Annotated in this window: 20 protein-coding genes; 13 read left to right on the forward strand and 7 right to left on the reverse strand. The window is 68.0% G+C overall.

All coding sequences use genetic code 11. The annotated features are described in order from the left end of the window. Together G6N60_RS05425 and G6N60_RS05430 are read right to left on the reverse strand one after the other, a co-directional pair. Nucleotides 1–408 (reverse strand): DUF3060 domain-containing protein, encoded by a 408-nt coding sequence (locus tag G6N60_RS05425; protein WP_163733599.1) that lies wholly within the window; start codon nucleotides 406–408, stop codon nucleotides 1–3. Between the two features lie 2 nt (nucleotides 409–410). Then, nucleotides 411–788, reverse strand: a complete 378-nt coding sequence (locus G6N60_RS05430; RefSeq protein ID WP_163733602.1) for a DUF3060 domain-containing protein — start codon at nucleotides 786–788, stop codon at nucleotides 411–413. A gap of 194 nt (nucleotides 789–982) precedes the next feature. Here G6N60_RS05430 and G6N60_RS05435 point away from each other — a divergent pair, with 194 nt between their 5' ends. The 8 genes from G6N60_RS05435 to G6N60_RS05470 all read left to right on the forward strand — a co-directional run bounded on the left by G6N60_RS05435 (nucleotide 983) and on the right by G6N60_RS05470 (nucleotide 9,022). Continuing rightward, the gene (locus G6N60_RS05435; protein ID WP_163733604.1) at nucleotides 983–1,591 is read left to right on the forward strand and encodes a TetR/AcrR family transcriptional regulator; all 609 of its coding nucleotides are present in this window, start codon (nucleotides 983–985) and stop codon (nucleotides 1,589–1,591) included. A gap of 303 nt (nucleotides 1,592–1,894) precedes the next feature. Then, a complete protein-coding gene (rpsL, locus tag G6N60_RS05440; RefSeq protein WP_163733607.1) occupies nucleotides 1,895–2,269 on the forward strand; it encodes a 30S ribosomal protein S12 in 375 nt (124 codons plus the stop codon). After that, nucleotides 2,269–2,739: a 30S ribosomal protein S7 gene (gene rpsG / locus G6N60_RS05445; RefSeq protein ID WP_163733609.1), complete on the forward strand. Its 471-nt coding sequence runs from the start codon at nucleotides 2,269–2,271 to the stop codon at nucleotides 2,737–2,739. The genes rpsL and rpsG overlap by 1 nt, the downstream gene beginning before the upstream one ends. 76 nt (nucleotides 2,740–2,815) lie before the next feature. Next, nucleotides 2,816–4,918, forward strand: a complete 2,103-nt coding sequence (fusA, locus tag G6N60_RS05450; protein WP_163733612.1) for an elongation factor G — start codon at nucleotides 2,816–2,818, stop codon at nucleotides 4,916–4,918. Nucleotides 4,919–5,000: 82 nt separating this feature from the next. Further along, nucleotides 5,001–6,191, forward strand: coding sequence for an elongation factor Tu (gene tuf / locus G6N60_RS05455; RefSeq protein ID WP_163733616.1), 1,191 nt, complete (start codon nucleotides 5,001–5,003; stop codon nucleotides 6,189–6,191). Between the two features lie 218 nt (nucleotides 6,192–6,409). After that, nucleotides 6,410–7,180 carry a PP2C family protein-serine/threonine phosphatase gene (locus G6N60_RS05460; protein WP_246240341.1) on the forward strand — a complete coding sequence of 257 codons (771 nt, stop codon included), beginning with the start codon at nucleotides 6,410–6,412 and terminating at the stop codon, nucleotides 7,178–7,180. A 69-nt stretch (nucleotides 7,181–7,249) separates the two neighbouring features. Further along, nucleotides 7,250–8,107 (forward strand): SHOCT domain-containing protein, encoded by an 858-nt coding sequence (locus G6N60_RS05465; protein ID WP_163733620.1) that lies wholly within the window; start codon nucleotides 7,250–7,252, stop codon nucleotides 8,105–8,107. A 72-nt stretch (nucleotides 8,108–8,179) separates the two neighbouring features. Beyond that, nucleotides 8,180–9,022, forward strand: a complete 843-nt coding sequence (locus G6N60_RS05470; RefSeq protein WP_163733623.1) for a mycofactocin-coupled SDR family oxidoreductase — start codon at nucleotides 8,180–8,182, stop codon at nucleotides 9,020–9,022. Here the strand turns inward: G6N60_RS05470 and rocD are convergent. Beyond that, nucleotides 9,019–10,254: an ornithine--oxo-acid transaminase gene (gene rocD / locus G6N60_RS05475; RefSeq protein ID WP_163733626.1), complete on the reverse strand. Its 1,236-nt coding sequence runs from the start codon at nucleotides 10,252–10,254 to the stop codon at nucleotides 9,019–9,021. The genes G6N60_RS05470 and rocD overlap by 4 nt on opposite strands. Next, nucleotides 10,251–11,099 (reverse strand): dimethylargininase, encoded by an 849-nt coding sequence (ddaH, locus tag G6N60_RS05480; RefSeq protein ID WP_163733631.1) that lies wholly within the window; start codon nucleotides 11,097–11,099, stop codon nucleotides 10,251–10,253. Before ddaH ends, rocD begins: the two co-directional genes overlap by 4 nt. 123 nt (nucleotides 11,100–11,222) lie before the next feature. Between ddaH and G6N60_RS05485 the strand changes: the two genes are divergently transcribed. Next, nucleotides 11,223–11,669: an Rv2324 family transcriptional regulator gene (locus tag G6N60_RS05485; RefSeq protein ID WP_163743509.1), complete on the forward strand. Its 447-nt coding sequence runs from the start codon at nucleotides 11,223–11,225 to the stop codon at nucleotides 11,667–11,669. 44 nt (nucleotides 11,670–11,713) lie between these two features. Continuing rightward, a complete protein-coding gene (locus tag G6N60_RS05490; RefSeq protein ID WP_163733634.1) occupies nucleotides 11,714–12,886 on the forward strand; it encodes an NAD(P)/FAD-dependent oxidoreductase in 1,173 nt (390 codons plus the stop codon). 51 nt (nucleotides 12,887–12,937) lie between these two features. Here the strand turns inward: G6N60_RS05490 and G6N60_RS05495 are convergent, their stop codons facing one another. From G6N60_RS05495 to mftR, 3 genes are all read right to left on the reverse strand, one after another. Next, nucleotides 12,938–14,182, reverse strand: coding sequence for a VOC family protein (locus tag G6N60_RS05495; protein WP_163733637.1), 1,245 nt, complete (start codon nucleotides 14,180–14,182; stop codon nucleotides 12,938–12,940). Further along, nucleotides 14,179–14,679, reverse strand: a complete 501-nt coding sequence (locus tag G6N60_RS05500; RefSeq protein ID WP_163733640.1) for an RNA polymerase sigma factor — start codon at nucleotides 14,677–14,679, stop codon at nucleotides 14,179–14,181. Before G6N60_RS05500 ends, G6N60_RS05495 begins: the two co-directional genes overlap by 4 nt. A gap of 104 nt (nucleotides 14,680–14,783) precedes the next feature. Next, entirely contained in the window at nucleotides 14,784–15,386 is a 603-nt protein-coding gene (mftR, locus tag G6N60_RS05505) for a mycofactocin system transcriptional regulator MftR (RefSeq protein ID WP_246240344.1), read from the reverse strand. Nucleotides 15,387–15,477: 91 nt separating this feature from the next. Between mftR and mftA the strand changes: the two genes are divergently transcribed. Genes mftA through mftC form a run of 3 tightly spaced genes read left to right on the forward strand, consistent with a single transcriptional unit; the run spans nucleotide 15,478 to nucleotide 17,068 of the window. Next, nucleotides 15,478–15,573, forward strand: coding sequence for a mycofactocin precursor MftA (gene mftA / locus G6N60_RS05510; protein WP_163733646.1), 96 nt, complete (start codon nucleotides 15,478–15,480; stop codon nucleotides 15,571–15,573). 2 nt (nucleotides 15,574–15,575) lie between these two features. Next, nucleotides 15,576–15,875: a mycofactocin biosynthesis chaperone MftB gene (gene mftB / locus G6N60_RS05515; RefSeq protein ID WP_163733650.1), complete on the forward strand. Its 300-nt coding sequence runs from the start codon at nucleotides 15,576–15,578 to the stop codon at nucleotides 15,873–15,875. Then, entirely contained in the window at nucleotides 15,872–17,068 is a 1,197-nt protein-coding gene (mftC, locus tag G6N60_RS05520) for a mycofactocin radical SAM maturase (protein WP_163733653.1), read from the forward strand. The genes mftB and mftC overlap by 4 nt, the downstream gene beginning before the upstream one ends. Nucleotides 17,069–17,070 lie beyond the last annotated feature (2 nt).

The raw sequence follows: 17,070 nt of genomic DNA on the forward strand, positions 1-17,070 counted from the left end.
TCAGCCCTTCTTGATCGTGTTCCCGGATCCGGTGTCGTCGACCTTCGGGTCCCCGGCGGCGTACGACACGGTGTTGTTGAGGCCCACGACGTTCAGGCCGCCGTCGATCTCCTGAAAGGTGACCCGGTTGTCGGCGCCGCCGATCGTGACGCGGTCGCACGTGCCCGTGACGGTCAGGGTGTTGTTCGAGCCGCCGATGGTCAGGGACTTGCGATTGGCGCAGTCGATCGTCGCGGTGGTTCCCACCGAGCCGTAGTTGATGGTGTTGGCGATCTCGACCTGCAGCCCGGACGTGCCCGCGGTCATCGACGGGGAGTTGGGGTCGGAGCCGTCGGCCCCGCATCCCGCCAGGGCCACCGCGGCCGCCGCGGTCAGCGGGACGACGAGCCGGGACGACCGAAAGACCATGCCTACGTGGATACCCGATCGATGCGGTTCGTCAAGCCGAGCTCGCGGCCGCGGTCGAGGATCGCGGGATCGCCGCCGTGGTAGAGCACCGTCTGGTCGAATCCGAACACCGTGATGTCGTTGACGACGTCGTCGGCGACGATGACGTTCGAGGACCCCTGGACCGTGACCGCCCAGCACGTGCCGACCGCGTTGATGGTGTTCGACGTGCCCACGACGATCAGCGTGGAGTCGTTGCAGTCGACCGTCTGGACGGTGCCCTGGCCGGTGATGTGGGTGTCACCGTTCTTCGCCTGGGCGAGGGGGGCACCTGCGACCAGGCTCGCCGACACGACGGTCACGCACACCGCCAGCGACCCGCTCGACGCTCTCCATCCCACGGTGGTCCCCTTTGCTCGCAGCCTTCCCCGTTGGGGGGACTCTACGTCGGCGGGTGCCCGGGCGGACGGCAGTTGGCCCGTTCGGCTGCGGCCCGGTCCGCGCCTGCCTCTGCCCGGACTGACCACGGGTTAAAGTCAGGCCGTCCTCCAGTCGGGGACGCCGCCGTTGCTCGTCGACCCGAAGGACCCATCCCATGCCGCCACGGTCGGAGTCGCAGCCGGCCGGCCGAACGCGCGGGCCGGCCAGGACGGCGCGGCTCAGTCGCGAGGCGATCGTCAACGCGGCGCTGACGTTCCTCGACCGCGAGGGTTGGGACGCGCTGACGATCAACGCGCTGGCGACCCAGCTCGGCACCAAGGGCCCGTCGCTCTACAACCACGTCGACAGCCTCGAGGACCTGCGCCGCACGGTGCGCATGCGGGTCATCGGCGACATCATCGGCATGCTCAACAACGTCGGCGAGGGCCGCACCCGCGACGACGCCGTCGTCTCGATGGCCAGCGCCTATCGCAGCTACGCCCACCACCACCCCGGCCGGTACTCGGCGTTCACCAGGATGCCGCTCGGCGGCGACGACCCCGAGTACACGGCGGCCACGCGGGCGGCGGCCGAGCCGGTGATCGACGTGCTGGCGTCCTACGGGCTGGAGGGCGAGAACGGATTCTTCGCGGCGCTGGAGTTCTGGTCGGCGCTGCACGGCTTCGTCCTGCTGGAGATGACGGGCGTGATGGACGCGGTCGACACCGACGCCGTGTTCACGGACATGGTGCTGAGGTTGGCCGCGGGCATGGAGAGGCGCTGATAGGGTCGTCGACCGACCTGCTCAGCGGCCGGTCCGTCGGCTTTTGACCCGAGCCCCCGCAGACGGGTATCGTGGTCGATCGTGCCTGGCCGTTAGGGCGCTTGGGGCCGTGATGCCCGCAAGCAAGCCTGCACGCCGGGCAAATTCGCATGTCCACGACGCATCGACGAGCTCCGGTGCACGGGCGCGTGCGACACACCCGGCCGCGGGGTGACGTGGCAGGGCGTAACCGCAGTACACAGACTTGAGAATGACAGTAGTAACCGCAGAGCAGTCACGAGAAGCAACACAGAAAGCCGGTACATGCCAACCATCAACCAGCTGGTCCGCAAGGGTCGCCGGGACAAGATCGCCAAGGTCAAGACCGCGGCCCTCAAGGGCAGCCCACAGCGCCGCGGCGTGTGCACCCGCGTGTACACGACCACCCCGAAGAAGCCGAACTCGGCACTTCGCAAGGTCGCGCGCGTGCGTCTGACCAGCGCGGTCGAGGTCACCGCCTACATTCCAGGTGAGGGCCACAACCTGCAGGAGCACTCGATGGTGCTGGTGCGCGGCGGTCGCGTGAAGGACCTCCCCGGCGTGCGGTACAAGATCATCCGCGGCTCGCTGGACACCCAGGGTGTCAAGAGCCGCAAGCAGGCCCGGAGCCGCTACGGCGCCAAGAAGGAGAAGAGCTAATGCCGCGCAAGGGCCCCGCACCCAAGCGTCCGCTGGTCAACGACCCGGTCTACGGATCGCAACTGGTCACCCAGCTCGTGAACAAGGTGCTGCTGGACGGGAAGAAATCCCTCGCCGAACGCATTGTCTATGGTGCGCTCGAACAGGCTCGTGAGAAGACCGGCACCGATCCGGTGGTCACCCTCAAGCGCGCTCTCGACAACGTCAAGCCCGCCCTCGAGGTGCGCAGCCGCCGCGTCGGTGGCGCCACCTACCAGGTCCCCGTCGAGGTCCGCCCCGAGCGGTCCACCACGCTGGCACTGCGCTGGCTGGTGAGCTTCTCGAAGAACCGCCGCGAGAAGACGATGGTCGAGCGACTGGCCAACGAACTGCTCGACGCGAGCAACGGTCTGGGTGCCGCCGTCAAGCGACGCGAGGACACCCACAAGATGGCCGAGGCCAACCGAGCCTTCGCGCACTACCGCTGGTGATCAACCGCCTGCGGTCGGTGTCGAGCGCAGGCACATCAGAACACCTAACTAGCAAGCGAAAGAGTGGGATTTAGCCGTGGCACAGGACGTGCTGACCGACCTCACGAAGGTCCGCAACATCGGCATCATGGCGCACATCGATGCCGGTAAGACGACGACGACCGAGCGCATCCTCTACTACACCGGTATCAGCTACAAGATCGGTGAGGTGCACGACGGTGCCGCCACGATGGACTGGATGGAGCAGGAGCAGGAGCGGGGTATCACCATCACCTCGGCTGCCACCACCTGCTTCTGGGACGGCAACCAAATCAACATCATCGACACCCCCGGGCACGTCGACTTCACCGTCGAGGTGGAGCGCAGCCTGCGCGTGCTCGATGGCGCCGTCGCCGTCTTCGACGGCAAGGAAGGCGTCGAGCCGCAGTCCGAGCAGGTGTGGCGCCAGGCCGACAAGTACGACGTGCCGCGCATCTGCTTCGTCAACAAGATGGACAAGATCGGCGCGGACTTCTACTTCACCGTGCGGACCATCGAGGAGCGCCTCGGCGCCAAGGCGCTGCCGATCCAGCTGCCCATCGGATCCGAGGGTGGCTTCGAGGGCATCGTCGACCTGGTCGAGATGAAGGCCAAGGTCTGGCGCGGCGAGACCAAGCTCGGTGAGACCTACGAGACCATCGACATCCCCGCCGAACTGCAGGACAAGGCCGACGAGTACCGCACCAAGCTGCTCGAGACGGTCGCCGAGTCCGACGAGGCGCTGCTCGACAAGTACTTCGGTGGCGAGGAGCTCACCGTCGAGGAGATCAAGGGCGCGATCCGCAAGCTGACCGTCAACTCCGAGATCTACCCGGTGCTGTGCGGCAGCGCGTTCAAGAACAAGGGCGTTCAGCCCATGCTCGACGCGGTCATCGACTACCTGCCGTCCCCGCTGGACGTCGAGTCCGTCACCGGTCACGTGCCCGGCAAGGAAGACGAGCTGGTCACGCGCAAGCCCTCGACGTCGGAGCCGTTCTCGGCGCTGGCGTTCAAGGTCGCGACGCACCCCTTCTTCGGCAAGCTGACCTACGTCCGGGTGTACTCGGGCAAGGTCGACTCCGGCGCCCAGGTCATCAACGCGACCAAGGGCAAGAAGGAACGCCTCGGCAAGCTCTTCCAGATGCACTCCAACAAGGAGAACCCGGTCGAGACCGCCGCCGCCGGCCACATCTACGCCGTCATCGGCCTCAAGGACACCACCACCGGTGACACCCTGAGCGATGCCCAGCAGCAGGTCGTGCTCGAATCGATGACGTTCCCCGATCCGGTGATCGAGGTGGCCATCGAGCCGAAGACGAAGAGCGACCAGGAGAAGCTCTCCATCGCCATCCAGAAGCTGGCCGAGGAAGACCCGACGTTCAAGGTCCACCAGGACAACGAGACCGGCCAGACCGTCATCGGCGGCATGGGCGAACTCCACCTCGACATCCTCGTCGACCGCATGCGGCGCGAGTTCAAGGTCGAGGCCAACGTCGGCAAGCCGCAGGTCGCCTACAAGGAGACCATCAAGCGCGCGGTCGACAAGGTCGAGTTCACCCACAAGAAGCAGACCGGTGGCTCCGGCCAGTTCGCGAAGGTCCTCGTCAGCATCGAGCCGTTCACCGGCGAAGACGGTGCGACCTACGAGTTCGAGAACAAGGTCAGCGGCGGTCGCATCCCCCGCGAGTACATCCCGTCGGTGGATGCCGGTGCACAGGACGCCATGCAGTACGGCGTGCTGGCCGGCTACCCGCTGGTCAACCTGAAGCTGATCCTGCTCGACGGTGCCTACCACGACGTGGACTCGTCGGAAATGGCCTTCAAGATCGCCGGCTCCCAGGTGCTGAAGAAGGCTGCCGCGCAAGCGCAGCCGGTCATCCTGGAACCGGTCATGGCCGTCGAGGTCACCACACCCGAGGACTACATGGGTGAAGTGATCGGCGACCTCAACTCCCGCCGTGGTCAGATTCAAGCCATGGAGGAGCGCAGTGGCGCCCGCGTCGTGCGGGCGACTGTGCCGCTATCGGAGATGTTCGGTTACGTCGGAGACCTACGGTCGAAGACTCAGGGCCGGGCGAACTACTCCATGGTGTTCGACTCGTACGCCGAAGTTCCGGCGAACGTGTCGAAGGAAATCATCGCCAAGGCAACGGGCCAGTAGACCCGGCGCCCCGGCGGCGACCACACAACTGAAGACAGACCCAAATTCAAACAGCATCATCGAAGTCCAGGAGGACACAGAAGTGGCGAAGGCGAAGTTCGAGCGGACGAAGCCGCACGTCAACATCGGGACCATCGGTCACGTTGACCACGGCAAGACCACGTTGACCGCAGCAATCACCAAGGTTCTGCACGACAAGTACCCGGCGTTGAACGAATCGCGCGCATTCGACCAGATCGACAATGCGCCCGAGGAGCGTGAGCGTGGCATCACGATCAACATCTCGCATGTCGAGTACCAGACCGAGAAGCGTCACTACGCACACGTCGACGCCCCCGGCCACGCGGACTACATCAAGAACATGATCACCGGTGCCGCGCAGATGGACGGCGCGATCCTGGTGGTGGCCGCCACCGACGGCCCCATGCCCCAGACGAAGGAGCACGTGCTGCTCGCCCGTCAGGTCGGCGTGCCCTACATCCTGGTCGCGCTGAACAAGGCCGACATGGTCGACGACGAGGAGCTCCTCGAGCTCGTCGAGATGGAGGTCCGCGAACTGCTGGCCGCCCAGGAGTTCGACGAGGAAGCCCCCGTCGTGCAGGTCTCGGCGCTCAAGGCACTCGAGGGTGACCCGAAGTGGGTCAAGTCCGTCGAGGACCTCATGGACGCCGTCGACGAGTCCATCCCGGACCCGGTTCGCGAGACCGACAAGCCGTTCCTGATGCCCGTCGAGGACGTCTTCACGATCACCGGCCGCGGCACCGTGGTCACCGGTCGTGTGGAGCGCGGCGTGGTCAACGTGAACGAGGAAGTCGAGATCGTCGGCATCCGCCCGACCGTCACCAAGACGACGGTCACCGGTGTCGAGATGTTCCGCAAGCTGCTCGACCAGGGTCAGGCGGGCGACAACGTCGGCCTGCTGATCCGTGGTGTCAAGCGCGAGGACGTCGAGCGTGGCCAGGTCGTGGTCAAGCCCGGCACCACCACGCCGCACACCGAGTTCGAGGGCTCCGTCTACATCCTGAGCAAGGAAGAGGGCGGCCGTCACAAGCCGTTCCTCTCGAACTACCGCCCGCAGTTCTACTTCCGTACCACGGACGTGACCGGCGTCGTGACCCTCCCCGAGGGCACCGACATCGTGATGCCCGGCGACAACGTCGACATCTCGGTGAAGCTGATCCAGCCCGTCGCCATGGACGAGGGTCTGCGGTTCGCGATCCGCGAGGGCGGCAAGACCGTCGGCGCAGGCCGCGTCACCAAGATCATCAAGTAGGCACCGCCTACGGGATCATCAAGTGATCTGACCTAGTCGCAAAGCGGCGCTCATCCGAAAGGGTGGGCGCCGCTTTCGGTTTCGCGACACCCGTCGAGGCTGCTGCGAGATCGTGTTTCAGCGTGAACCACGACTCTCACAGCAGTCTCGACGTTTTCGCTCCTGTGCCGTCTACGATGAGCCTGCTGAGCAGGTGACATCGAGAAGGGTGGTACGGCGTGTCCGTGATCAACGTGCGCGCGTTCAGCGACGTCGGCCTGGTGCGCAAGCGCAACGAGGACGCCATCCTGGTCGCCGGCTGGCTCAGCCAGACGCGCGAGGGATCGCTCGTGGCAATGGATTTCGCACCGACGGTACCGTTCGTGTGCGCCGTGGCCGACGGCATGGGGGGACACGTCGGCGGCGATCTGGCGAGCCGCGTGGCGCTGACCGTCATCTCCGAACGCTCGCGCGACTGGCGCTCCGAAGACGACATCGCGAAGACCCTGCAGGACGCCAGCGACGAGGTGCGCACCGTCGGCGCGGACGCCGAGCTGCAGGGACTGGGCACGACGGTCGCCGGGTTGTGCCTGACCGCCGACGGCATCGTCGTCTTCAACGTCGGCGACAGCCCGCTGTTCTCCATCACCGACGGCGTGCTGACGCAGATCTCGATCGACGACTCGGTGTTCGACGTCAACGGCAGACCCACGAACATCATCACCCAGTCGCTGGGTCAGTTCCCGCCGGTGCAGCCGCACCTCAAGGTGCTGCCGTGGGAGGCGGGCACCTACCTGATGTGTTCGGACGGCGTCAGCGGCGTGATGTCACCGGAGGAGTTGCAGGCGGCCGTGCGCCGGCCCGACCTCGACGAGATGGCCGCCGACATCATCGACACCACGCGACGCAACGGCGCTCACGACAACTTCTCGTTCATCGTCGTCGAGATACCCGACCTGTCGTCACCGGACGCGACCACGCTGGCCCAGCGGACCGTCGAGACGGGCTGACCGGCACACTGTTCGCCACCTTGGCGTTAGTCTGACCGGCGAAGGGCCCGTCTTTCGAGGAGCGTGGCAATGCTGGGGCGATACGTGAAGACGCAGCTGATGGTGTTGCTGTGCGGCGGTCTGGTCGGTCCCGTCTTCCTGGTGGTGTACGTCGCGCTCGGCGCAGTCGCCCAGCCCTACGTCGGGTGGATGCTGTGGGTGGGTCTGCTGGTGACCGTCGCCGACGTGCTCGTCGCGATTGCGCTGACCAACCGCGGAGCGAAGTCCGATGCCGCGGCCAAGAGGCTGGAGGCCACCGGCGTGCTGGCGTTGGCACAGGTGCGGGGCATCGGCGAGACCGGCACGCGCATCAACGAACAACCGTTGGTGACGCTCGACCTGCACGTCGAGGGGCCGGGCCTGACGCCGTTCGACGTCACGGACCGGGTGCTGGCCTCGGTGACGCGACTTCCGCTCATCACCGGCCGCAAGCTGGTGGTGCTCGTCGACCCCGCGACCCGCGAATTCCGCATCGACTGGAATCGCAGCGCCCTGGTCGGCGGCATGATGCCCGCGCAGTTCACGCTCGCCGAGGACGGCAACCGCACCTACGACCTCACCGGGCAGGCGGGGCCGCTGATGGAGATCATGCAGATCCTCAAGGCCCATGGCGTCGCGATGGACGGCACCATCGACATCCGGTCCAATCCCGCGGTGCGTCAACAGGTGATGACGGTCGTGAGAAGAGCTGCTGCACAACAGGTTCCACCGGCGGCGCACATGTCGACGGCGCCCGTCGACCCGGTCGCCCCGTACCCGCCGCCCCCGCCCGGCCCGTCCGAGTCGACCGCCCGGCGGCTGCAGGAGCTCGAGACGCTGCGCGCCATGGGCACCATCTCCGATGCCGAGTACACCGCCAAGAGGCAGCAGATCATCGCCGAGCTCTGAGGCGCGGGGAGCTTTCTAGAACACGTTTCAGTTCGGCTGCTAGCCTGGGCGCGGGCGACGAAAGGGCGGTTGATGGGAACACTCGAGGGGCGCGTAGCACTCGTCACCGGAGCGGCACGCGGACAGGGCAGGGCGCACGCCGCGCGCCTGGCCGCCGAGGGCGCCGACGTCGTCGCCATCGACGTCTGCCGGCCGATCTCGGACACCATCACCTACCCCGCGCCGACGTCGGAGGACCTCGCCGACACGGCGCGGCAGGTCGAGGCGACCGGTCGCAAGGTGCTCGCCCGCGAGGTCGACATCCGCGATCTCGCCGCGCTGCAGCAGGTCGTCGCCGACGCCGTCGAACAGTTCGGCAGGCTCGACGTCGTGGTGGCCAACGCCGGCGTCCTGAGCTGGGGCCGGATGTTCGAGATGTCAGAAGAGCAGTGGGACTCCGTGATCGACGTCAACCTCAACGGGACGTGGCGCACGCTGCGCGCGGCCGTGCCCGCCATGATCGAGGCGGGCAACGGCGGGTCGATCATCGTCGTCAGTTCCTCGGCCGGCCTGAAGGCCACGCCCGGCAACAGCCACTACGCGGCCTCCAAGCACGGTCTGGTCGCCATCACCAACTCACTCGCACTCGAGGTGGGGGAGTACGGGATTCGGGTCAACTCGATCCACCCGTACTCGATCGGCACGCCGATGGTCGAACCCGAGGCCATGATGGAGATCTTCGCCAAGTACCCGACCTACCTCCACAGCTTCTCTCCCATGCCGTTTCATCCGGTCAACCACGATGGAAAGAAGGGGCTGCAGGAATTCATGACGGCAGAAGAGGTCTCGGACGTCGTGGCGTGGCTGGCCGGTGACGGCTCGTCGACGATCTCGGGATCTCAGATCGCCGTCGACCGTGGCACCATGAAGTACTAGCTGCCTGCACCCCGTTCGGCGAGGACGGCGGCCAATCGTTGCACCGCCCAATCGATCTCGGCGGCGGTGATCACCAGCGGCGGTGCGAAGCGCAGCGTCGAGCCGTGGGTGTCCTTGACGAGCACGCCGCGCTCGGCGAGCGCCAGACTGATCTGCTTGCCGGTGCCCAGCCGCGGGTCCAGGTCGACACCCGCCCACAGGCCGCGACCGCGCACGGCCCGCACGCCGCGACCGTGCAGCTCGCCCAGCCGCGCATGCAGGACGTCGCCGAGTTGCGCCGAGCGCGTTTGGAATTCACCGCTGCGCAGCATCCCGACGACCATGATGCCGATGGCGGCGGCCAGCGGATTGCCGCCGAACGTCGACCCGTGCTCACCGGGGTGCAGAACGCCGAGCACCGCGCGGTCGGCCACGACGGCCGACAGGGGGACGACGCCGCCGCCGAGGGCCTTGCCCAGCAGGTACACGTCGGGGACGACGCCCCAGTGGTCGCACGCGAAGGTGCGCCCGGTGCGGGCGAGCCCGGACTGGATCTCGTCGGCGATCATCAGCACGTCGTGCTGAGTGCACAGCGCGCGCACCGTCGGCAGATAGTCCGCGGGCGGCACGATGATGCCCGCCTCGCCCTGGATCGGCTCGAGCAGCACGGCGACGGTGTTCTCGTCGATCGCCGCGGCGAGCGCGTCGGCGTCCCCGAACGGCACCGAACGGAACCCCGGGGTGTAAGGCCCGAAGCCGCGGCGCGCGGTGTCGTCGTCGGAGAAGCTGATGATCGTGGTGGTGCGACCGTGAAAGTTGCCGTGCGCCACCACGATGGTGGATTGCCCGGCCGGTACGCCCTTGACGTCGGTGCCCCACTTGCGCGCCACCTTGATGCCGCTCTCGACGGCCTCGGCGCCGCTGTTCATCGGCAGCACGAGCTCCTTGCCGCACAACTCGGCGAGCGCGGCGCAGAACGGTCCGAGCCGGTCCGAATGGAACGCCCGGCTGACGAGGGTGACCGCGTCGAGCTGAGCGTGGGCGGTGGCGACGATCTCGGGGTGGCGGTGGCCGAAGTTGACCGCCGAGTACGCCGCCAGGCAGTCCAGGTAGCGGCGGCCCTCCACGTCGGTGATCCAGGCGCCCTCCGCGCTGGCGGCGACGACCGGCAGGGGCGAATAGTTGTGTGCGACATGGCATTCGTCGAGCGCGATGGCCTCCTGCGTCGCGGTGTCGGCGTCCACGGCGATCACGAGTACAACTCCAGCGTGCAGCACTTGACCGAGCCGCCGCCCTTGAGCAGTTCGGACAGGTCGATCCCGATCGGCTCGAAGCCGGCCTGCGACAGCTGGTCGGCGAAACCCGTTGCCGCGGCGGGCAGCAGCACGTGCCTGCCGTCGGACACCACGTTCAGCCCGAGGGCGTAGGCGTCGGCGGAGCCCACCTCGATGGCGTCGGGGAACGTCGAGCGCAACCGCGCGCGGGCCTGCGGGCTGAAGGCCGGCGGGTAGTAGGCGACGGTGCTGTCGTCGAGCACCGCCAGCGCGGTGTCCAGGTGATAGAAGCGCGGGTCGACCAACTCGAGGCTGACGACGGGCAGACCGGTGAGGTGTGCGACCTCGTCGTGGGCGCGCCGATCGGTGCGAAAGCCGTAGCCCGCCAGGATGATCGACCCGACGACGAGCAGATCGCCCTGGCCTTCGTTGGTGTGTCGGGTGAACGCCGGCTCGAAGCCGCGACGGGTCAGCCACTCGGCGTGGGCCACGGCCTCCCCGGCGCGCTGGGGGAACGCGAAGCGGGCCACGACGGCCCGGTCGCCGACGACGAGGGCGCCGTTGGCGGCGTAGACCATGTCGGGCAGCCCGGCGATCGGCTCGATCAACTCGACGGCGTGCCCGAGGTCGCGGTACGTCGAGAGCAGAATCTCCCACTGCCGCGTGGCGAGTGCGGTGTCGACGGGAACGGACGTGTCCATCCACGGGTTGATGGCGTACTCGACGGCGAAGAAGGTCGGTGCGGTCATGGCGTAGCGGCGCAGCCGTGCGGCCCGTCGCGGAGTGGTGACGGCCGGGGCGCCCCCGACGTCGGAAATCGTCATGAATCGACGATATGAGCGCGCTCTGGCGCAAGCAATCGTCGTCCGTTGCGCGTCGACCTGCAGTTCGTTGTGCCAAACGTAGGATGGCGGCGATTCATTGTGCAAGGACGAGAGGTGACGCCGATGGACCGGCTCGACCAGACCGACGAACGCATTCTCGCCGAGTTGGCCGACCACGCTCGCGCTACCTTTGCCGAGATCGGTCAGCGCGTGAACCTCTCCGCGCCCGCGGTGAAGCGACGCGTCGACCGCATGCTCGACGACGGTGTGATCCGCAGCTTCACCACCGTCGTCGACCGCAACGCGCTCGGGTGGAACACCGAGGCCTACGTGCAGGTGTTCTGCCACGGCACGATCGCCCCCGCCGAACTGCGCGCGGCGTGGGTCGGCATCCCCGAGGTCGTGAGTGCGGCGACCGTGACCGGCACGGCCGACGCGATCCTGCACGTGCTCGCACGCGACATGCGCCATCTCGAAGAGGCCCTCGAACGCATCCGGGCGAGCGCCGACATCGAACGCAGCGAGAGCATCGTCGTGCTGTCCAACATCATCGAACGGGCCCGCGCCTGACGGGTGGCGGACACCGCTCCTAGTCGATCGTGTAGGAAAGCCGTGTGACTACTAGTGGTGGCATCGTCATCGTCGGTGGCGGACTCGCCGCGACGCGGACGGCCGAACAGCTGCGCCGCGCCGCATACGAGGGTGCGATCACGCTCGTCAGCGACGAGGACCACCTGCCCTACGACCGGCCGCCGCTGTCGAAGGACGTGCTGCGCGGCGAGACCGACGACGTCCTGCTCAAGCCCGCCGAGTTCTACGACGAGCAGGCCATCACACTGCGCCTCGGCGCGGCGGCGACGAGCCTGGACACCAAGGCGCAGACGGTCACCCTGGCCAACGGCGACGTCATCGCCTACGACGAGCTGGTGATCGCAACGGGGTTGACGCCCAAGCGGATTCCGTCGTTCCCCGACCTGGAGGGCGTGTGCGTGCTGCGCACGTTCGACGAGAGCCTGGCGCTGCGCGAGCGGGCCGGCACGGCGCGACATGCGGTCGTGATCGGCGCGGGGTTCATCGGCTGCGAGGTGGCGGCCAGCCTGCGCACGCTGGGTGTCGACGTCGTGCTCGTCGAGCCGCAGCCGACGCCGCTGGCCTCGGTGCTCGGCGAACGGATCGGTGAGCTCGTCGCGCGGCTGCACCGCGCCGAGGGCGTCGACGTGCGCTGCGGCGTCGGGGTGACCGAGCTGCGCGGCACCGACCACGTCGAACAGGTCGTGCTGGCCGACGGCAGCGTGCTGGATGCCGACATCGTCGTGATCGGCGTGGGCTCGCGGCCGTCCACCGATTGGCTCGAGGGCAGCGGGGTCACGGTCGACAACGGCGTGGTGTGCGACGTCTCCGGGCGCACCACGGCCCCCAACGTCTGGGCGATCGGCGACGTGGCCTCCTGGCGCGATGCGCAGGGACACCAAGTGCGCGTGGAACATTGGAGCAACGTGGCCGAGCAGGCGCGGGTCATCGTGCCGGCGATGCTCGGTGCGGAGGCGTCGTCGGCCGTCGTGGTGCCGTACTTCTGGAGCGACCAGTACGACGTCAAGATCCAGTGTCTCGGCGAGCCGGAGGCTGACGACGTCGTGCACGTGGTCACCGACGACGGCCGCAAGTTCCTGGCCTACTACGAGCGCGACGGCGCGGTCGTCGGCGTCGTGGGCGGCGGGATGCCGGGCAAGGTCATGAAGGCCCGCGCCAAGATCGCGGCGGCCGCCCCCATCGCCGACGTCCTGTAGCGATTTCGGCGCGGTTTCGCCCGCGGAGGGACGGTTACCGCGCCGAAATCGCTAGAGCTGGCCGAGGTAGAAGCGCACCCCCTGGTCGTCGGCGCACAGCGCAGAGCCGCCGTAGGACTGCCGCGACGGCTCCTCGATGACCGTGCCGCCGGCCTCTCGCACGCGCTGCACGGCGGCGACGATGTCGGTCACCGTCCACATCGGCACGGTCATCGGCTCGTCGCTCCCGCCCGCCACGCCGGCCATCGGATGCACCGAGCGCGGCTCCCAACCGTCGTCGATGCGTCCGGGGTCGAAGCTCCAGCCCAGCACGCGGCCGTAGAACTCGCGGAAGGCCGCGGAGTCGGTCACCTGGTAGGTGACGTACGAGAGTTGGCCTGGCCCAGCGCCGTTCAGCGCGGGTCGTGGGTTGGCGGCCACGGGCTGATAGACCGCGAACGCGGTGCCGAATGGGTCGGTGCCGTCGACCGTCGGTCCATGCGGATTCATCGTCACCTCACCCGCCGTTCCGCCCGCGTCGAGGATCGCCTGCCGGGCCGCCGCCGCGTCGGCGACCGCGTAGCAGCAGAACAGGGTGCGCGGGCCGGCGGCTGCGACGATGCCGATGGGCTGCGCCGTGTTGGTCACCCGGCGAGACTCCGCGTCGTACGTCCACCCGAGCACGTGGCGGTAGAACGCGGCCGACCGCGCGGGGTCTGCCGTCCACACCGAGACGTAGCCGATGTCGCCGTGCCGAATCTGGGGCACGGAGCCCAGGACGGGCCCGCTCAGCATCCACCGATGGCCGAAGGGGTCGATGATCGTGGCGGTGCGTGCACCGTGGTTCTCGTAGGGCTCGCGCTGCACTGAGGCGCCACGGTCGCGGGCGCGGTCCAGCGTGGTGTCGGTGTCGGCGACGCTGAGCATCAAGCTGACTGAGACCGCTTGCGCAGCAGGGCCTTTGAGGCCGATGTCGGGAAACTCGTCGGCCAGGTACAGTACGCCGCCGGCCAGCGCCAGCTCCGCGTGACCGATGCGTCCGTCGGCCATGGTGGTCGGCTCGCCGACCATGACGGCACCCAGTGCGTCGACGTACCAGGCGAGTGCGGCCGACGCGTCTGCCACGGTGAGGTAGGGGAGCGCCGCGGGACGGGGCGCAGCGAAGATCTCGGTGTTCGTCACGGTGGCTCCTTCGGTTTCGGGGGATCGGGACATGGCTGATTCGAGGCGGGCCCGCAGGCGGGCGGCGAAGGCGGGGTCGGGTCGAACCGGGGGGTCGTCGCCGGTCAGCACCGCGAGTGGGTCGTGCTCGGTCATGGCGTCCCTCCCTCCGGGTAGAGCGATCTGAAGGCCCGCCGAGCCCGCACCAGCAGGGCTTCGGTGGCGTGCACCGTACGGCCGATCAACTCGGCGCATTCGGGGACCGACCGGTCGTCGAGGTAGCGCAGCACCAGGACGGTCCGATGGTGATCGGGCAGTCGGGCCAACACGCCTTCGGCGACGATGCGGTCCAGCTGGGCATCCCAGCCATCGCTGGCCTCGACGGGCTCGGGCACCTCGGCCACCGGCTCGGTGAATCGGTCGTGGCGTCGGCGGTAGTGGTCGGCGAGCTTGTGTCGCGCGACGCCGATCAGCCAGGGCACGCTGAGCTGCGGCGGTTCGTGCCGTTGCGCGGCGTCCATCGCGGCGAGGAAGGTCTCCGACGTCAGGTCCTCGGCCGTGCCACGGTCACCACATCGTCGGATGAAATACCCGTAGACAGCCGGCAACGCGTCGTCGTACAGCGCCAGCAGCGCTCGCGATTCTGCGCTCACACCGTCATCGTCGCCGGAGACGGCCGAACTCCGACGTCCTCTAGCGATTCGTGTCGTTTCCGGAGCGCTCGGCGCGACGCAACTGACACGAATCGCCGGGGGAGCTAGGGGTCGAGGGCGGCCAGGCCCGAGCTGACCGCGTCGAACGCCGCCCCGAGCGCCGTCTGCAGCGAGGCGGACTCGTCGGCCAGCCAGTTCTCATAGGCCGACATCGCCACGCCGAGCATCGTCCATGCGATGGTCTGGGGCACCAGGTCGACGGCCTTGACGCCGAGCCGGCGGGCGACGAAGTCGGCGACCACGGCGCGCCACCCGGCGTACATGGTCATCGAATGTGCTTGCAGCGCAGCTGTTTCCAGAATCACCCGCATGCGTTCGCGGTGCCGGGCGGTCTCGGTCTCGTCGAACCGGTTGAACGCGAGCAGGGCCGATCGCAGGGCGACGCTCATCGGCGCGTCGTACGGCTCGGCGTGCAGCAGACCTCGCATGAGGCCGAGATGGGCGTCGAAGTCGCCCCACGGGATGGCGTTCTTGGTCGGGTAGTACCGGAACAGCGTGCGACGGGAGATGCCGGCGGCGCGGGCGACGTCGTCGACGCTGACGTCGTCGAAGCCGCGCTCGGCGAACAGGTCGAGGGCCACGTTGGTGATGTGGTCCTGCGTGGTGGACCGCCGTCGACCGACGCGGTGGGAGGGCCCGGAATTCATCGAAACCCACCCTTCCTTTTCGGCACTCGATGCCATATTGTTGCGACCTGTATCACTATTGTGCAAGCACGCGACTCGAAGGGGTGCACGAATGGAGCCGAACCAGCAGGTGGAGACCGAGCCCGAACTCGTCACCGAGAGCCTCGTCGAAGAGGTCTCGATCGACGGTATGTGCGGGGTCTACTGATCGTGGCGGCACCCGTCACGGACGCGCGCGCGTTCGATCCCGACGTTCGATGGCGGGTGCACCATCAGGTCGCGGTGCGGCCCGAGCCGTTCGGCGCGCTGCTGTATCACTTTGGCACGCGCAAGCTTTCGTTCCTGAAGAACACGACCATCGTCGAAGTCGTCACGTCGCTGAACGACCACCCCGACGCCAGGTCCGCGTTGCGGGCCGCCGGCGTCGACGACGCCTCGGCGGCGCCCTATCTGCACGCGCTCGGCGTGCTCGTCTCATCCCAGATGCTCGTCCGCGAGGAGAACACGTGACCACGATGCAGCCCGTTCCCCGGCTGGTCGATCAGTTCGAGCGCGGTCTGGACGCGCCGATCTGCCTGACCTGGGAACTGACCTACGCCTGCAACCTGGCGTGCGTGCACTGTCTGTCGTCGTCGGGCAAACGCGATCCGCGCGAGCTGTCGACGCAGCAGTGCAAGGACGTCATCGACGAGCTGCAGCGCATGCAGGTGTTCTACGTCAACATCGGCGGCGGTGAGCCGACCGTGCGCTCGGACTTCTGGGAGTTGGTCGACTACGCGACCGCCCACCAGGTCGGGGTCAAGTTCTCCACCAATGGCGTGCGGATCACCCCCGAGGTGGCGACCAAGCTGGCCGCCAGCGACTACGTCGACGTCCAGATCTCCCTCGACGGCGCGACCGCGGAGGTCAACGACGCCGTCCGTGGCGCCGGATCGTTCGCCATGGCGGTGCGCGCCCTGGAGAACCTGGCCGCGGCGGGCTTCCGCGACGCCAAGATCTCCGTCGTCGTCACCCGGCACAACGTCGATCAGCTCGACGAATTCAAGGCGCTGGCAGACCGATTCGGCGCCACGCTGCGGATCACCCGGTTGCGGCCGTCGGGTCGCGGCGCCGACGTGTGGGACGAACTGCACCCGACCGCCGCCCAGCAGGTGCGCCTCTACGACTGGCTGGTCGCCCACGGCGAGGGCGTGCTGACGGGTGACTCGTTCTTCCACCTGTCGGGGCTGGGCGCACCGGGCGCGTTGGCCGGACTGAACCTGTGCGGGGCCGGTCGCGTCGTGTGCCTCATCGACCCCGTCGGCGACGTGTACGCGTGCCCGTTCGCCATCCACGATCGGTTCCTCGCCGGAAACATCCTGTCCGACAGCGGGTTTCAGAACGTCTGGCAGAACTCCACGCTGTTCCGCGAACTGCGTGAGCCGCAGTCGGCCGGGGCCTGCGGCAGCTGCGACCACTACGACGGTTGCCGTGGCGGCTGCATGGCCGCCAAGTTCTTCACCGGTCTACCGATGGACGGCCCCGACCCCGAGTGCGTGGTCGGCTACGGCGAACCGGCGTTGGCGCGCGAGCGGGAGCGGCCCAAGCCCAGCGGCGACCACTCCCGCGGCGCGGGCGCGACGCGCTCCGGCCAGGGTCCCGTTCCACTGAAACTCCTCACCCGTCCGCCGCAAGGCAAACCCTGCAACGAAAGTCCCTTATAGCT

The organism is Mycolicibacterium madagascariense (genome assembly GCF_010729665.1).
Taxonomy (GTDB): Bacteria; Actinomycetota; Actinomycetes; order Mycobacteriales; family Mycobacteriaceae; genus Mycobacterium; species Mycobacterium madagascariense.

Excerpts from the sequence above, each read along its gene's own strand:
- G6N60_RS05425 (WP_163733599.1), bottom strand. The coding sequence starts at position 408 with ATGGTCTTTCGGTCGTCCCGGCTCGTCGTCCCGCTGACCGCGGCGGCC.
- G6N60_RS05435 (WP_163733604.1), top strand. The coding sequence starts at position 983 with ATGCCGCCACGGTCGGAGTCGCAGCCGGCCGGCCGAACGCGCGGGCCG.
- rpsL (WP_163733607.1), top strand. The coding sequence starts at position 1,895 with ATGCCAACCATCAACCAGCTGGTCCGCAAGGGTCGCCGGGACAAGATC.
- rpsG (WP_163733609.1), top strand. The coding sequence starts at position 2,269 with ATGCCGCGCAAGGGCCCCGCACCCAAGCGTCCGCTGGTCAACGACCCG.
- G6N60_RS05465 (WP_163733620.1), top strand. The coding sequence starts at position 7,250 with ATGCTGGGGCGATACGTGAAGACGCAGCTGATGGTGTTGCTGTGCGGC.
- G6N60_RS05470 (WP_163733623.1), top strand. The coding sequence starts at position 8,180 with ATGGGAACACTCGAGGGGCGCGTAGCACTCGTCACCGGAGCGGCACGC.
- ddaH (WP_163733631.1), bottom strand. The coding sequence starts at position 11,099 with ATGACGATTTCCGACGTCGGGGGCGCCCCGGCCGTCACCACTCCGCGA.
- G6N60_RS05485 (WP_163743509.1), top strand. The coding sequence starts at position 11,223 with ATGGACCGGCTCGACCAGACCGACGAACGCATTCTCGCCGAGTTGGCC.
- G6N60_RS05495 (WP_163733637.1), bottom strand. The coding sequence starts at position 14,182 with ATGACCGAGCACGACCCACTCGCGGTGCTGACCGGCGACGACCCCCCG.
- mftR (WP_246240344.1), bottom strand. The coding sequence starts at position 15,386 with ATGAATTCCGGGCCCTCCCACCGCGTCGGTCGACGGCGGTCCACCACG.
- mftA (WP_163733646.1), top strand. The coding sequence starts at position 15,478 with ATGGAGCCGAACCAGCAGGTGGAGACCGAGCCCGAACTCGTCACCGAG.